Genomic DNA, 15891 nt, shown 5'->3' with positions numbered 1-15891 from the left:
TGCGGTCAGGGCACCACGCCCCTGCACGCCCAGGCGACATTGGCGAACGACCTCGGCCCGTCGGGTCGTCCGGCCTGATAGGCATCGCGGACGGCAGCCTCGGTGCGCTCGCGCTCGGCTGCCTCCAGCGTGCTCATGTATTTGCCGAGCGGGCCCTCGCCGGCTGATATCGGCGCCCAAAAATCGGCGAAGTCCTGATAATCCATGCGGATCATCAGCTCGGTTTCGGTCACGTCGGCCAGCCCCTGTTCCACGAAACTCCGCTTCATTTCGCCGGGCTGCATCATCGGCTGGAAGCAATAGCGGCTGCGCAGCTGGCGTCCGCTCTCGCTGAGCGCCGCCACAGTGTCGATCATCATGCGCATGCCCGCCATGCCGCCGAGATGGTCCCACACCACGGCCGCGACCACGCCGCCCGGCCGCGTAACACGGCGCATTTCGGCAACCGCCTTGCCGGCTTCCGGCACGAAGTGAAGCACAAGCAGGGCCAGCGCACGGTCGAACGCATTGTCCGCGAACGGCAAGGCGGTGGCATCCGCCTGCTGGATTTCGATGCGCGGATCGGCGAGGCGCCGCTTTGCCGCCTCGACGAAAACAGGCGAAAAGTCGATTGCCTCGATCGACGCGAGTTCGGCGGATTTCGCCAGCTCGAACGTCAGGCTGCCGGTGCCGCAGCCAACGTCGAGTATCTTTTCGCCAGGGGCAAGTCCGGCGAAGCCGATGAACTTGGGCGCGAGCTTTCCGCTCCAGCGGCCCATGAGTTGCTCGTAGCCGGACGCGTCATGAACGGTGAAACTCGAAGTCATAGGCGCCTCCCCCGGCTGCAGGCGCAGGCTAGACCCCTATCGGGATGAAGCCAAGACGCGGGGAGCACGGTGAATGCCTGCATCCGGGACGGGACAAGGGACCGGTGGTTTATGCGAAGCCCCTGAACGTCGCCACGCTCTCCCGCTCCACCAGCGGACACTCCAGCTTGGTGATGGGATAGCGCCCCCGTCCCGCCACCGCCGGCGCTTCCAGCTGCTCGATCGCCCACTGGCCCATGGCCATATGCGGCAGGATCGAGGTGGTCAGCGGCGGGAAGAGATGGCGGGCGATTTCCTCGTCGTCGTAGCCGACGACGGAGATATCTTGCGGGATGTGCAGGCCGGCTTCCTTCAGCGCTTCGTAGCAGCCGATCGCGGTGCGGTCGTTCTGGCAGAAGATGGCGGTCGGGCGGTCCTTCAGGGCCAGCAGCTTCACAGTCGCGGCGTAGCCGGCGCTGGCCGACCAGTCGCCCTCCACCACCAGTTCGGGGTCGAACGGGATGTCGGCGGTGGCGAGCGCCCGGCGGTAACCTTTCAGCCGGTCCTGCGCCGCCTGCATCCAGGGTTCGCCCGTGATGGTGGCGATGCGGCGGTGGCCGTGACTGATCAGATGGCGGGTCGAGCTCTGGCCGCCGGCGATCTCGGAGGGCACCACGGCGGGGAAGGCATAGTCCGTCGTGTAGCAGTTGAGCAGGATGACCGGGATGTCGAGGCCGTAGAGGAAATCGGGCGCCGTGATCTCGCGGGTGAAGATGGTCATGTAGATCAGCGCCGAAATGCCCCGCCTGGTCAGCGCTGAAATGGCGCGCGGCTCCATCACGGCGTCGCCCATGGTCTGCGCCACCAGCAGCACGTTGCCGGCATTCCACGACGCCTGGCGCGCGCCCTCGATGGCGACCACGGCCTCCGGGCTGGTGGCGAGCTGGTCGACAGCGAAGCCGATCACGCCGTCGAGTCCGTCGAAGGCGGCGCCCTCGAAAGCCGCAACCGGCTGCTTCAGCGCCGAGAAGGCGGGGGCGCTGTAGCCGAGCGCCCGCGCCGCCTCGATCACCCGCTCGCGGGTCTGCTGCGACAGGCGAATGCCGGGCGAATTGTTGAGCACGAAGGAAACCGTGGCCTGCGAGCAACCGGCGGCGCGCGCAATGTCGGTCATGGTGACGCGGCCCTTGGGCTTTGCCGGCGCCTTGCGGCGCTTCGCGATTGCGATGTCCGGATCCGTCGTCTCGCTCATGCCGTAGATGTTCCCCAATTCCCAGCCTGTCTAACGGCGGCCTGGCGGGCCGACAAGATGGAGTGACGCTGCCAGTTCGTGGGCGCGTCGGGCAAACTAATAACTATTAGCGCCCTTTGCAGCCCATCCCATCATGCAGGCCCAGCCTCGCAAAAATACCCAGATCGCAAGGGCTCCGGCTGCGCTCGGACAAGCATCGCTGCGTCATCGAATCGGTTCGGCTATGACACCCGAGCGCCACCAGATCGGTCCTTTGCTAATAGTATTTACTAATACAAGGATGCGCTGTACCGTCAATCCACCGCATCCGGCCTGATCGGTCCGGTTGCGGTGGACGTGTCTGTGAATAGCCCGATGGCGAGCGGATATTGCTTCCGCAAACCATGTCTCAGATATGTGATATGTCAGACAAATCGGACTATTTACGAATGAAGAATGGTTGTCTAAAGTCCGTGGCCGTGGCTGGGAACGACGCCATTCTTTTCAGTGCCGGGAACCCCTTGAGGAGGAGGGCGTCCACGCCGCAGACGGCAATTCAGGTGAGCAAGACAATTCTAGTGAGCAAGTCCGGCCAGTCCTACGACTGACCAAAACGGGAGGTTGAACATGAAATCCTTGATACGCAATGCATCCATGGCCGCCGCGGCCCTGGCTGTCGGCCTGACGGCGACGGCCATCGCGCGCGCCGACGACAAGCCGACGCTGGCCTTCGTCGTCAACGGCGCTTCCGACTTCTGGAAAGCGGCCGAAGCCGGCGTCAAGAAGGCGCAGGGCGAACTGCCCGACTACACGCTCGAACTCAAATATCCCGAACAATCCTCGGTCGCCATCCAGCAGCGGCTGATGGACGATCTGGTGACCGCCGGCGTCAAGGGCATCATGGTCTCGGCCGTCGATCCCAAGACCTCGACCGATGGCTTGAACAAGATCGCCTCGCAAACGGCGCTGTTCACCACGGACTCCGATGCTCCGCAGACCAAGCGTGTCGCCTATATCGGCTCGTCCAATGTCGACGCCGGCAAGCAGGCGGCCGAAATCGCCAAGAAGGCGATGCCGAACGGCGGCAAGTGCCTCGGCTTCGTCGGCCTGCTCGGCGCCGACAATGCCAAGGAGCGCATCCAGGGCATGAAGGACGGTCTCGCCGGCACCAAGATCGAGCTCGTCGACGTGCGCGGCGACGACATCGACCAGGCGCGCGCCAAGAAGAATGTCGAGGACGCGCTGGTCGCCAGCCCCGACGTCACCTGCATGGTCGGCTTCTACTCCTACAACACGCCGCGCATCTATGAAGCGCTGCGCGACGCCGGCAAGCTCGGCTCGATCACCGTCGTCGGCTTCGATGACGATCCGATCACGCTGGGCGGCGTCAAGGAAGGTACAGTTGCCGCCACCGTCGTGCAGCAGCCCTTCGAATGGGCCTATCAGGGCATGAAGCTGATGGCCGCCTATCTCAAGGGCGACAAGTCGGGCATCCCGGCCGGCAATTTGATCATCATCCCGACCAAGATCATCGGCAAGGATGACGTCGACGCCTATGCCGCCAATCTCAAGGCGATGGCAGGTAACTGATCGGCGTTGGCGCTGCCCCTCATCCGCCCGCCGGCACCTTCTCCCCGTATAGTGACGGGGAGAAGGGAGATGGCCGCGACGCTGGCGACCCCCTCTCCCCGTCTCTATACGGGGAGAGGGTAAGGGTGAGGGGCGGCGCGACGTTTCGCTTTTTATTGACGGGTTCGATCAGGCCAGTCAGTCTTTGAGCCCGCCAAACGCTGTCAGGCATGATGAATTATTCCGACACATCCATCGCTGCGACCACCCCGTTCCTCAGCTTGGAGAACGTGCGCAAGACCTATCCGGGCGTCGTGGCGCTCGACGGGTTTTCGATGGAGGTCAGGCCGGGCGAGGTCATCGGCCTGGTCGGCGAGAACGGCGCGGGCAAATCCACGCTGATGAAAATCCTCGGTGGCGTCACCACGCCGGATACCGGCACCATCACGGTCGACGGCACCGCCCATAAGGGCCTGAGCGTCGAGGGCAGCCTGGGGTCGGGCATCGCCTTCGTTCACCAGGAACTCAATCTGTTCGAAAACCTCGACGTCGCCGCCAACATCTTCTTCGGCCGCGAGCCGCTGCGCGCCGGGCCGCTGAAGCTGGTCGACCGCGCGAAACTGCGCGAAATGGTGGCGCCGCTGCTGAAGCGCGTCGGCGCCAATTTTTCCGCCGACACGCAGGTCGCGGATCTCTCGCTCGCGCAGCAGCAGATGGTCGAGATCGCCAAGGCGCTGTCGATCAAGGCAAGGCTGGTCATCCTCGACGAGCCGACATCGAGCCTGCCGCTCGCCGAGACCGACAAGCTGCTCGACGTCATCAAGGCGCTGAAGGCCGACGGCATCTCGGTCATCTTCATCTCGCACCGCCTGCACGAGATCGAGCGCGTCGCCGACCGCGTCGTCGTGCTGCGCGACGGCATGCTGGCCGGAACATTGGGCAAGCGCGACATCAACCACGACCAGATGGTCAAGCTGATGATCGGACGCATGCTGAAGGAACGCGAGAAGGCCTCCGAGGCCGCGCGTGCCCCCGGTGCCGTCGCGTTCTCGGCCAAGGCGGTCCGCACCCCCACCTATCCCAGCCGGCCGGTCGATCTCGACGTCAGGCGCGGCGAAATCCTCGGCCTCGCCGGCCTCGTCGGCTCGGGCCGCACCGAACTGGCACGGGTCTTCTTCGGCATCGAAGCCAGCCTCGGCGGCACGCTGGAGCTCAACGGCAAGCCGCTTGCGCTGGCGAGCGCGGCCGATGCCGTCGCGCAAGGCATTTTCCTCGTGCCGGAAGACCGCAAGCTGACCGGCATCCTGCTCGACCTGTCGATCGCGCAGAACATTTCACTGCCCAATTTGCCGGCACATGCCAAACGCACGCTCGTCTCGAACAGCGCGGAAGCGGCTACCGCCGAGAAGCAAAAGAAGAATCTCGGCATCAAGGCACCTTCGGTGCAGACACGCACCGGCACCCTGTCTGGCGGCAACCAGCAAAAGGTCGTGCTCGGCAAATGGCTGGCCATGAACCCCAAGGTGATGATCCTCGACGAACCGACGCGCGGCATCGACATCGGCGCCAAGGCGGAGATTTACGGGTTGATGCGGGCGCTGGCCGATGCCGGCGTCGCCGTGCTGATGATCTCCAGCGACATGGAAGAGGTGATCGGCGTCTCCGACCGCATCGCCGTGATGCATGAGGGCCAGATCTCGGGCATCCTCGACAAGGACCATTTCAGCCAGGAAAACGTGCTTTTGCTCGCGGTGGGCAAGCCGGCAAACTAATGCATGCCGCGCAAAAGTGGCCCTCGGTTTTGCGGCAACGGCATGCATAAACAAAGAGCTGAAGCGCGCGACGCGCTTTAGCTAAGCGGAGACGACGATGACAAAGAAAGATCTCGGCCTGCTGATCCTGATCCTGGTGGTCGGAGCGATCGTTGCCGTCATCAATCCGCGCTTCCTCTTGCCGATCAATCTCGCCAACACCTCGAACCTCATCGGTCTCTTCGGTATCCTGTCGATCGGCCAGGCCTTCGTCATCATCACCGGCGGCATCGAGCTCTCCGTCGGCTCCGTCGTCGCGTTGCTGGGCACGCTGTTCATCGACTTCATCGCCGTGCGCGGCATGGGATGGCCGATCGCCTTCGTGCTGATCCTGGTGCTCGGCGCCATCATCGGGTTGGCGCATGGCTGGCTGATCACGCGGCTCAAGCTGCAGCCCTTCGTCGTGACCCTGTGCGGCCTGTTGATCTACCGCGGCGTCGCGCGCTTCTACACCGCCGACGGCACCGCGGGCTTCGCCTTCGGGCAGAATTTTCCCGATCTCGAATTCCTGACCGCCGGCCGCTCCTGGGGCGTGCCGAACTCCTTCTTCGCGCTGATCGTCATCGCCATCGTCATGTGGGTGGTGCTGCACCGCTCGGTGTTCGGGCGCTATCTCTACGCCATCGGCAAGAACGAGGAGGCGGCGAAATATTCGGGCATCCGCACCGGGCGCGTCGTCATGGCGGCTTACGTCATCTGCGGCGTGCTCACCGCGCTGTCGGCGATCTATTTCGCCATGTACACGCGCTCCATCTCGCCGGCCAGCCATGGCCAGTTCTACGAGCTCTACGCCATTGCGGCGGCGGTGCTCGGCGGCTTCTCGCTGCGCGGCGGCGAGGGCTCGCTGATAGGCGTCATCCTCGGCACGGTGCTGCTGCAGGAATTGCAGAACCTGGTCAACCTGCTCGGCATCCCCTCCTCGCTCAACTTCGCTGTGATGGGGGGCGTCATCCTCATCGGCGTGCTGGTCGACCAGCAATGGGGCGTGTTCCGGGCGCGCCGGCGGATGGTCGATGCCGCCCGCAAGGGCGCGGTCGGAGCGGCCGCGGAATAAGTCCCGCGCGCCCGTGCAGCTGCTTGTCCGCGCCACCAGATTATTATAATAGCATAACCTGTGCTGCGGGAGGCTGACGGGACATGCGCTGCGATTTGCGAGGCAAGGTGGCGCTGGTCACGGGAGCCGCCGGCGCCATCGGCAGTTCGATCGCCAAACGCCTGTCGGACAATGGCGCGGCGATCGTCGTGGCCGACATCAATGGCGAGGGCGCAAGCCAGGTCGCGGCCGGGTTGAGCGATGCGATGGCCTGCGCCACCGACATCCGCGATCCCGCATCGGTGGACGCCGCGATTGCCGCGCTCATGCGGCGCTATGGTCGCCTCGACATCCTCATCAACAATGCCGGCGTCAACACGCTGGCGCATCGCGTCACATTAGACGAATTCCCGGCCGACGAATGGGACCGCATCACCGGCATCGACCTCGATGGCCTCTACATCGTGAGCCGTGCAGCACTGGCCCCGATGCTCGCCGCCGGCAAGGGCGGGCGCATCGTCAACATCGCCTCCGTCGTCGGGCTCGCCGCCATGCGGCTGCAAAGCCCGTTCGTCGCCGCCAAGGCCGGCATCATCCATCTGACGCGGTCGATGGCAATCGAACTCGGCGCCAGGGGAATTCTCACCAACGCCATCGCGCCGGGGTCGGTGATGACGGCGCTGACCGCCAAGCTGTTCTATGGCGAGGACGGCAAGTTCGCCGGGCGCACGCAGGAATTCCTCGACCATGTGCCCCTCGCCCGGCCTGCCCAGCCGGAAGAGATCGCCGAGGCGGTGCTGTTCCTGGCCTCGCCGGCCGCCAGCTATGTCAACGGCCAGGTGCTGGCCGTCGATGGCGGCTGGACGGCGGGATACATGATGTGAGCGGGGCCATGGAAATCGATCTCACTGGCTCGACAATAGAACTGGAAGGCGCGAGCAATCCGGTTGCCGAGGCGGCACTCGCCGCCTTGCGCGCCAATGGCGGCCGCGTCCTCGAAGGGGCGCGGCACGCCAGCGTCCTTTCCCCCGACATCGTTCTGGTATCATGCCCTCTGCGTCCGGGAAGCACGGCCGAAAATCCCGGCACCTTGTACGCGGCGGCCCGCAAGGCGGCGGTGGCCATGACCGAGCGCAACGGCGGACGCATCGTCTTCCTGCTTTCGGTGACCGCCGGCATGCCGATGCGCCGCCATCCGCGCTTCTCCATGGAGAACGCCTCGATCCTGGCCGGCATGCGCACGCTGGCCATGGAGTTCGGCCCCAAAATCCTGGTCAATGCCGTCGGCGTCGGCTTGGTCGAGGACGAGACCATGGTTTCGGGTGACAAGGCGATGCTCAGCCACGTCCCGGTCAACCGCGCCGGCAATATCGAGGAAGCGGTTGCGGCCGTGCTGTTCTTCTGCGATCCACTGAACACCTATACGACGGGCCAGATGCTGGGCGTCGACGGTGGATGGATGGCAGGCTATGGGCGTAATTTCTGAGCCGCTGGCGCTGAAGGCCGGCGCAATCGAGGTCGGGCTGGTGCCGCAAATCGGCGGTTCCGTGAGTTCGCTGCGCTGGCGCGGCATCGATCTGATGCGCGGGCTTTCGGACGGCGATCGCGAGGCCGGCAACGTGCTGGGCGTCGCCATGTTCCCGATGACGCCCTATGCCAACCGCATCGCCGGAAATGCCTTTGAGTTCAGGTCAAAGCGTTGGCAGGTCCTGCCCAACAATCCGCCGGAAAAATTCAACGTGCATGGCAGCGGCTGGCAGCTTGCCTGGACTATCGTGGAGGCAGGAGCCGGTAGCGCAACCCTGGCGCTGGATATTGCTGGCGCCGGCGAACCCTATTCCTATCGCGCGATGCAGACTTTCGTGGTTTCCGACGAGGGGCTCGACGTGACCATGACGCTGACCAACACCGGACCGGTTTCCCTGCCGTTCGGCTTCGGCCTGCACCCCTGGTTCGATCGCGACCCGGACGCCACTCTTCAATTCAAGGCCAAGTGTTTCTATCTCGAAGAGCCCGACGGTATTTCCGGCGACCCGATCACGCTGCCACCCGAACTCGACTTCGCCGAGGGCCGGCCATTGCCGGCGGGCTGGCGCAACAATGATTATGGCGGCTGGGGCGGCGAGGCGATCATCCGCTTTCCCTCGCGCGGCGCGGGGCTGCGGATCACGGCCGATCCGGTCTTCAGGCACCTGATGCTCTATGCCGACCCGACAAAACCATTTTTCTGCGTCGAACCCCAGACCAATGCCTCCGGCGCCTTCAACCGCGGCCGATGGGATGATCCGGAAGAGGGCGTCATCGTGCTTGGCCCGGGGGAAAGTGCAGCCGGCGCTGTTTCGTTCATGCCCTTCGCGCTTCAATCCTAAAGCAGCCGAGCCAGCAGGCCGCCATCCACCTGCATGGCACTGCCGGTGACGAAGGAAGCGGCGTCCGAGATCAGGAAGCCTATTGCCGTGGCGATCTCGGCAGGGTTGGCGATGCGCGCGATCCGGTTCGGTTCGAAAGACAGGCCCAGCGCTTCCGCGCCGCCGGCTGCCTCCAGCCCGTCGAGCGTCATGCGGGTGGCGACCGAGCCGACCAGCACGGCGTTGACGCGGATGCGGTCGACGGCATAGTCGAGCGCCATCTGCCGCGACAGGCCGACGACCGCCGCCTTGGTCGCCGCATAGGCGGGCACGCCGGGAACGGTGGCGTCGGCATGGACGGACGCGATGTTGACGATCGAACCGCCGCCGGCCGCGCGCAGCAGCGGCAAGGTTGCTCGGCAGACACGGAAAATGGCCGTCAGATTGACTGATATGGTCCTGTCCCAGTCCTCGTCGGAAAGCTCTTCCAGCCGCTTGCCTGTCGGATAGATGCCGGCGCAATTGACGACCGCGTCGAGCCCGCCGAACCGTTCCGCCGCCGCCGCGACGGTTGCCCGGACGTCTGCTTGGCGCGTGAGGTCGCTCTCCCGGAAGATCAGCCGGCTCTCGCCATAACGGCTCGCCAGTGATTTGCCCTCATCGCCGTCCAGCCCGGCGCCAAAGACCTTGGCGCCCTCGGCGACAAGGTATTCCGCCGTTGCCCGGCCAATCCCGGTCGCGGCGCCAGTGACGAAAATGCGTTTGCCGGCAAATATCATGCGGAAACCTGTGCCTGACGCTCGGCCTGCGCCGCGGTGACCGAACGCAAGACGCGATCCTCGCCGCCTTCGCCGCGGCCGAATTCATCGACGATGCGGCCGTCGGCGACGACGAGGCAGCGGTCGCAAAGACCGATCAATTCCTCGAGTTCCGACGCGACGATCAGCAGTGAAACGCCCTTGTCGGCCAACTCGACCACGAGCCGGTAGATCTCATGCCGGGTTGCCGCGTCGACGCCCTTGGTCGGCTCGTCGAGCAGCAGTACCTTCGGCGCCCGCATCAGCACGCGGGCAAACAGCAGTTTCTGCTGGTTGCCGCCCGACAGATGGGTGACCGAGGCCCGCGGCGACGATGCCTTGACGTTGAGGGCACGCATGGCTGCCACGATGGCGTTGCGCTCCAGCCCGCCGCGCACCACGCCGCGCCGCGACAAGGGCGCGAGATTGCCGATGGTGATGTTGGCGCCGACCGGCAGGTTGAACAGCAGGCCGTCACGCTTGCGATCCTCGGTCAGCAGCGCGATGCCGGCCGCGCGGGCATCGGCGGGCGACTTGATCGATACCTCCTTGCCGCCGACGTGGATCTCGCCCTCGGACAGCACGCGGCCGTAGATGCCGTGCAGGATCTCGCTGCGGCCGGAGCCAAGCAGTCCCGCCAATCCGACGATCTCGCCGGCCGCGACGGACAGGTTGATGTCCCTCGCGCCATGGACAGCACCGCCGTGGCCGTCGACGCTGAGGCGGCGAACCTCCAGCGCGGTCGGGGTGCCGACAGGCGCGGCATGCTCGGGGAACAGCCGCTGCAACCTTTGCCCGGACATCGAGAAGATGAAGGTCTCGGCGTCGAAATCCTCGCGGGCAATGCGCACCGCCACCTGTCCGTCGCGCAGCACGGTGGCGCGGTCGCAGATGGCAAGCACTTCCGGCAGGCGATGGGTGATGTAGATCATCGCCACGCCCTGTGCCTTGAGCCGACGCAGCACGGCAAACAGCGCGTCGACTTCGGTGCCCGAGAGCGACGCGGTCGGCTCGTCCAGCATCAGCACGCGCGGCTTCATGACGATGGCGCGGGCAATCATCACCAGATGACGCTGCGCCGAGGGCAGCGATGCGACATAGGCCCTTGGGTCGATATCGATGCCAAGATCGGCAAATATCTCCGCCGCCCGCTGCTCGAGCTTCCGCTGGTGAACCAGCACGCCGTCGCCCAGACCGGTGCGGCCGGCAAAGACGTTCTCGGCGACCGAGAGCTGTTCGAGCACCTCGATTTCTTGCGGGACATAACCGACGCCGTTCGATCGCGCGTCGGCCGGCGAGGCAAAGCTGACGGGCTGGCCGTCGAGCTGGATCGTGCCGGTGTAGGAGCCGGCCGGATGCACGCCATTGAGTATCTTCACAAGGGTGGACTTGCCGGCGCCGTTCTGGCCGAGCAGAGCGTGGATTTCACCAGAGACTACGTCGAAATCGACCCCGCGCAACGCCTGCACGCCGCCAAAATTCTTGGCGATCGCGGTGGCTGAAAACAGCGGCGCTTGATTGCTCGACACAGTGGTCCCTCAGGATGTTGCCGGGTCCGCAAGATGCGGGCCCGGCGGCAGGCGTTACTGGCCGGCGCTGTCCAGCATCTTGTAGTACGGGTCGAGGTCGGCTGCGGTGATCACCTTGGCCGGCAACGGATTGCTGTAGGGAACCGTCTTGCCCTGGGCGAGGTCGCCGAGCAGTTCGGCCACCTTGGCGCTTTCCTCGTAGAGCGGCTGTGCGACGATGCCGTAGGCGGCGCCCGATTTCACCAGATCGAGGTTCTGCCTGATATAGTCCATGCCGATGATGACGACGTCGCGCCCGGCCTTGCGGGCCGCGCCCGACCAGGTCTGGATGCTGTTGCCGGTGGTGCCGAAGGCGGCGGTCACGTCGGGATTGCCCTGCAGGATGGCCACCGCCTTGGCTTCGGCGGCGGAAGGCTCGAAGCCTTCCATCTGCGTATCGAGCACCTTGATGCCGGGATACTTTGCCGCGATGGTCTTGCGGAAGGCATCCGACATCGCGTTCTCGGTGTCGTTGGAAGCGCCTTGCGTCACCGCCACAGTGCCCTTGCCGCCGAGCTTGTCGCCGATGGCGATGGCCGCATTGGCGCCGACCTCGGCAATGTCTTCTCCGGTCGCAGCCTTCAGTCCATTGACGGTGCCTTCCGGCGGCAGGACGTGCCAGGTGACGATCGGGAAGCCCTCCTTGGCAAGCTTGGTGATGTAGGAATAGATGGCCGGGTCCACCCCGTAGACGCCGATAGCGTCATATTTGGTACGGGCAAGCGCGGCCTCGGCAAGTGGCAAGGTCGCGGGGATGTCCCAGTTGGTGGCGCTCGGGTCGCCGACGACCTCGCAGGTGTAGCCGAGCTCCTTGCACTTGTTGAGGAAGCCCGCCTGCATCAGCCGGTGCACCGGGTGATCCTTCATTGCCTGCACCCAGAGCAGATGCACATCCGCCGCCCGCGCTAGGCCCGAGGTGGCGACTGTCGCCGCCACCAATGCGGCCCGGATCAGCCCCTTCTTCACCTGAATTTTCATGCCTTACCTCCCATGGTTCACCGGCATTTTTGCCGGCGCAATATCTCGGCCGGTTCAAGCCCCGGCGATGAAGTAGCGGCGGCGCACTATGTCGAGGCCGACGGCCATGACCATGATCACGCCGACCGCAATCTGCTGCCAGTTGGAGTTGACGCCGATGACGACGAGGCCGCTCTGCACCACCTTCAGCATCAGGATGCCGACGACACCGCCGGCGACCGTGCCGGCGCCGCCGAACAGGCTGACGCCGCCGACCACGACACCGGCGATGACCGTCAGTTCCCAGCCACTGCCGATCGATGTGCCGCCGCTGCCGAGATCGGCCATGACGAACATGCCGGCGATCGCCGACAGCGCGCCGACGGTGATGAAGGCGCCGATCTTGCAGGCATTGGTGTTGATGCCGACGAGATGCGCCACTTCCTTGTTGCCGCCGGTGGCATAGATGTTGCGGCCGAGTACGGTGCGCCGCAGCACGAAATCGGCTGCCACCGCCGCGATGATGAAGAAGGCGAAACTCCAGCCGAGGCCGAAGGCGAGATCCGTACCGCCGATCGTATTGATCGCCTCCGGCAGCGGATAGACCGGATAGCCTCCGGTCACCACCTGGATCAGCCCCTGACCGATGAACAGCATGCCGAGCGTCTGGATGAAGGCGGGGATGCCGAGCCTGACGACGATCAAGCCGTTGAGCAGGCCGATCAATGCGCCGACGCCGATGCCGCCGAGAATGCCGACGGTCACCGGCAAGGCGGCAGCGGTCATCAGCTTGGCGGCGACCACTGCGGACAGCCCGGCGACCGAGCCGACGGACAGGTCGAACTCGCCGGCAACCAGCAGAATCGTCTGGCCGATGGCGATGATGCCGACAAAGGAGACAACGTTGAGAATGGCGCGGATGTTGCGCTCCGACAGGAAAGCCGGTTCGAGCAACCAGAAGAAGGCAATCAGCAAGGCCATCGCCGCCAGCACGCCGACTTCGCCCACCGCAATCAAGCCGATCAGTCGCCGCCGGAACGATTGCGTGTCCCGGCGCGGAGAGCTCACCTCAGCCGCGCTGTTCATCCTGACCTCCCTGGCGGCGCCTGTTGCCGGATCCCGCGGCCGGCTCCATTCACCCGCGCCAATCCCGGCGCGCTCCTCGTCTTCATTAAGATTATAATATTATAACTTGTCAACGATGAAAATTCCACGCCTCGCGACAGCGCGTCGCGTCGCTGGAAAGCGTCCGCTGCAACCGCTATGAATGGGCTGATGTGATCCGTGGGACTTTGCCTTGGTGGATCGCGCTCTCTTGGAGCAGGGTGATGACCGATAAGCCGCCGGCGGGCGAGAAAAAGCCGCAGCGCCTCGGCGTTCGCGAGATCGCCAAGCGCGTCGGCGTTGCGCCGATGACGGTGTCACGTGCGCTGTCCAATCCCGACATGGTGTCGCCGGAGACGCGCGCCAAGGTGCTCGAGGCGATCGAGCAGGCCGGCTTCGTGCCCAACCGCCTGGCCTCCAGCATGCGCGGCAATGGCCGCATGATCGGCACGGTTGTGCCGCCGCTGATCAATTCGGGCATAGCCGAACAGGTGCAAGGCATGTCCGACGAATGCCACGAGAGCGGCTATTCGATGCTCCTGGTGCAAGGTGAATTCACGCAGGAGGCCGAGGAGAAGGCGATCCGCAATCTGCTTGGTTGGCGCCCGGTCGGCATGATCCTGCAGAGCTTCGTGCAAAGCGAGACGGCGCGCGCGCTGCTGAAGAGCAGCGGCGCACCGGTGGTCGAGATCTCCGAGATCAAGGGCCGCAAGCCAATCGACATGGTGGTCGGCGTCTCCAATTTCGAGACAGCCTATGCCATGACCATGCATCTGGCGGCGAAGGGCTACAAGCGCATCGGCTTCGTCTCGACGCCGATCCACGGCAACGATCGTCTCCAGCAACGCCGCACCGGCTACCACGCGGCCTTGACCGAACTCGGCTTCAAGAACCATGCCGACCTGGAGGTCGAGGTGCCGATCACCGCGCAAGGCGGCGCCGAAGCGCTGGTGACGCTGACCTCCCGCCACAGGGATATCGACGCGATCTTCTTTTCCAGCGATACGCTCGCTGTCGGCGCCGTGCAGGAATGCCACCGGCGCGGTTGGGCGGTGCCTGGAAAAATCGCCATTGCCGGCTATGGCGACATGGATCTGGCCGCGCAGCTTCATCCGCCGCTGACCACGGTGAAGGTCAACCGCTACGAGATGGGCCGGCGCGCGGTGCGGCAATTGCTGGCAAAGCTCGGCGGCGACGCCAAGGTGCCGACCATCACCAGCCTCGGCTTCGAGATCGTCGACCGCGAAAGCGCTTGACGTCTTGATGTTAGTCGAAACGCGCCCCCCAGTTTCGTCATCCTAGGGCGGAGCAGCCGCAAAGCGGCGTCGCGAAGACCCTAGGATCCATTCCGTGACCGTGGCCGTAGGGTGCAGCGGAGCAGAATTTTGGACCGCAGTGTCGCTCGGGAGTCCCAGCATGGATCCTAGGGTCTGCGCCGCGTCGCTTCGGTCCCTGCTCCGCCCTAGGATGACGAATGGCCGGAGGACTTTTGCCAACCTAAAGGCCACGCTTCCCCGCCTCTTCGCGCCGCCCGAGGCGTTTCTCCCAACCTTCGGCGTGGACGTTGAGATAGGCGTTGGGATCGTAGGGATGATCCTTGATCGCATCGATGTCGAGGTCGATGCCGAGCCCCGGCGCGTCCGGTAGCGACAGATGGCCATTGTCGGGATTGACGGTCGGATGCCAGCTCACCAGCTCGCGCGTCCAGGGGTCGTTGAAGGCGTCGAAATGTTCCTGAATGAGGAAGTTCGGCACCGCCGCCGCCAGTTGCAGGCAAACCGCCGTCGCCACCGGTCCGCCGCTCTGGTGCGGCGCGATATGGCTGCCATGAGCAAGCGCCAGATTGGCCACCTGCATCGACGGCCCGATGCCGCCGAGCGACATCGGCTCGGGCTGGAAGATGTTGACGCCGCCGCCGGCCGCCAGCGTGTAGAACTGACCGACCGTGTCGTACATCTCGCCCGTCGCCACCGGGATCGGCGAGCGGTGCGCCACTTCATGCACGGTCTCCTGGCGGTCGCGCGAGGTCGGCTCTTCCCACCAGTAGATGTCGAGATCGGCGAATTTTTGCGCCGCCTGCAGTGCGGCGATCTCGGTGAAGCGCGCATGCACGTCAATCAGGATCAGCGTGTCCTTTGGCAGCCTGTCACGTAAGGTCCGGCAGATCGCGTAGGAAAGCTCCAGCTCCTCGCGCGAAATGAAGCCTTGGGCGGTGCCGAACGGGTCGAGTTTGAATGCCTTGAAGCCTTTGGCCAGCACCGCTTTCGCCGCATCGAGAAAGGCCTCGGGCGAGCGCTCGGTGCGGTACCAGCCATTGGCATAGCCGAGCACGCTGTCGCGCACCTGGCCGCCGAGCAATTGGTGGATCGGCACGCCGAGGCTCTTGCCCAGTATGTCCCAGCATGCGACTTCGATGGCCGCGATCACCGTGCGGTGGATGTGGCCGCCGTCGAGCGAGACGCTGTCCAGCATGCGTTTGGCCAGCGCGTTGATGCGGCGCGGGTCCTGGCCGATGGCGAGGTGTTTCAACTCGTGCACGCCGGCTTCGGTAGTCTTGATGAAACCGTTCAGCGTGCCTTCGCCGATCCCGTGGATGCCCTTGTCGGTATGTACTTTGACAAACAGCCAGTTCTTCCAGCCGGCGCCGACGGCAAAGGTCTCGATCTCTGTAATCTTCATGGGAGAACC

Annotated in this window: 14 protein-coding genes; 7 read left to right on the top strand and 7 right to left on the bottom strand. The window is 64.8% G+C overall.

The features are described from left to right. Positions 1 to 5 precede the first annotated feature (5 nt). Positions 6 to 806 (bottom strand): class I SAM-dependent methyltransferase, encoded by an 801-nt coding sequence (locus tag EN845_RS19135; protein WP_127871237.1) that lies wholly within the window; start codon positions 804 to 806, stop codon positions 6 to 8. A gap of 109 nt (positions 807 to 915) precedes the next feature. Further along, positions 916 to 2037, bottom strand: a complete 1122-nt coding sequence (locus tag EN845_RS19130) for a LacI family DNA-binding transcriptional regulator (protein WP_167531395.1) — start codon at positions 2035 to 2037, stop codon at positions 916 to 918. Positions 2038 to 2643: 606 nt separating this feature from the next. Between EN845_RS19130 and EN845_RS19125 the strand changes: the two genes are divergently transcribed. From EN845_RS19125 to EN845_RS19100, 6 genes are all read left to right on the top strand, one after another. Beyond that, positions 2644 to 3606, top strand: coding sequence for a sugar-binding protein (locus EN845_RS19125; RefSeq protein ID WP_127275274.1), 963 nt, complete (start codon positions 2644 to 2646; stop codon positions 3604 to 3606). A gap of 212 nt (positions 3607 to 3818) precedes the next feature. Further along, on the top strand, positions 3819 to 5357 hold the full coding sequence (locus tag EN845_RS19120; RefSeq protein ID WP_127871298.1) for a sugar ABC transporter ATP-binding protein: 1539 nt from the start codon (positions 3819 to 3821) through the stop codon (positions 5355 to 5357). 97 nt (positions 5358 to 5454) lie between these two features. Beyond that, on the top strand, positions 5455 to 6450 hold the full coding sequence (locus EN845_RS19115; RefSeq protein WP_127871236.1) for an ABC transporter permease: 996 nt from the start codon (positions 5455 to 5457) through the stop codon (positions 6448 to 6450). Positions 6451 to 6533: 83 nt separating this feature from the next. Continuing rightward, complete coding sequence (locus EN845_RS19110; RefSeq protein ID WP_127871235.1) at positions 6534 to 7313, top strand: SDR family NAD(P)-dependent oxidoreductase; 780 nt, start codon at positions 6534 to 6536, stop codon at positions 7311 to 7313. Between the two features lie 8 nt (positions 7314 to 7321). Next, entirely contained in the window at positions 7322 to 7915 is a 594-nt protein-coding gene (locus EN845_RS19105; RefSeq protein WP_127275277.1) for an SDR family oxidoreductase, read from the top strand. Then, positions 7899 to 8798 carry an aldose 1-epimerase gene (locus tag EN845_RS19100; RefSeq protein ID WP_127871234.1) on the top strand — a complete coding sequence of 300 codons (900 nt, stop codon included), beginning with the start codon at positions 7899 to 7901 and terminating at the stop codon, positions 8796 to 8798. Before EN845_RS19105 ends, EN845_RS19100 begins: the two co-directional genes overlap by 17 nt. Here EN845_RS19100 and EN845_RS19095 read toward each other — a convergent pair. Genes EN845_RS19095 through EN845_RS19080 form a run of 4 tightly spaced genes read right to left on the bottom strand, consistent with a single transcriptional unit; the run spans position 8795 to position 13185 of the window. Further along, positions 8795 to 9556, bottom strand: a complete 762-nt coding sequence (locus EN845_RS19095; protein ID WP_127871233.1) for an SDR family NAD(P)-dependent oxidoreductase — start codon at positions 9554 to 9556, stop codon at positions 8795 to 8797. The genes EN845_RS19100 and EN845_RS19095 overlap by 4 nt on opposite strands. Next, positions 9553 to 11103: a sugar ABC transporter ATP-binding protein gene (locus EN845_RS19090; RefSeq protein WP_127871232.1), complete on the bottom strand. Its 1551-nt coding sequence runs from the start codon at positions 11101 to 11103 to the stop codon at positions 9553 to 9555. The genes EN845_RS19095 and EN845_RS19090 overlap by 4 nt, the downstream gene beginning before the upstream one ends. A gap of 54 nt (positions 11104 to 11157) precedes the next feature. Further along, the gene (locus EN845_RS19085; protein ID WP_127871231.1) at positions 11158 to 12120 is read right to left on the bottom strand and encodes a substrate-binding domain-containing protein; all 963 of its coding nucleotides are present in this window, start codon (positions 12118 to 12120) and stop codon (positions 11158 to 11160) included. Between the two features lie 54 nt (positions 12121 to 12174). Next, entirely contained in the window at positions 12175 to 13185 is a 1011-nt protein-coding gene (locus EN845_RS19080) for an ABC transporter permease (RefSeq protein WP_127871230.1), read from the bottom strand. A gap of 242 nt (positions 13186 to 13427) precedes the next feature. Here EN845_RS19080 and EN845_RS19075 point away from each other — a divergent pair, with 242 nt between their 5' ends. Continuing rightward, positions 13428 to 14459 carry a substrate-binding domain-containing protein gene (locus EN845_RS19075; protein ID WP_127871229.1) on the top strand — a complete coding sequence of 344 codons (1032 nt, stop codon included), beginning with the start codon at positions 13428 to 13430 and terminating at the stop codon, positions 14457 to 14459. 241 nt (positions 14460 to 14700) lie between these two features. Here EN845_RS19075 and EN845_RS19065 read toward each other — a convergent pair whose 3' ends face one another. Then, complete coding sequence (locus tag EN845_RS19065) at positions 14701 to 15882, bottom strand: mandelate racemase/muconate lactonizing enzyme family protein (protein ID WP_127275284.1); 1182 nt, start codon at positions 15880 to 15882, stop codon at positions 14701 to 14703. Between the last annotated feature and the right edge of the window lie 9 nt (positions 15883 to 15891).

Origin of the sequence: Mesorhizobium sp. M8A.F.Ca.ET.202.01.1.1, assembly GCF_004791595.1 — a bacterium.
In the GTDB taxonomy this organism is placed as follows: Bacteria; Pseudomonadota; Alphaproteobacteria; order Rhizobiales; family Rhizobiaceae; genus Mesorhizobium.
Note: the sequence above shows the minus strand (reverse complement) of the source record. Positions and strands in the feature narration are given on the sequence as shown.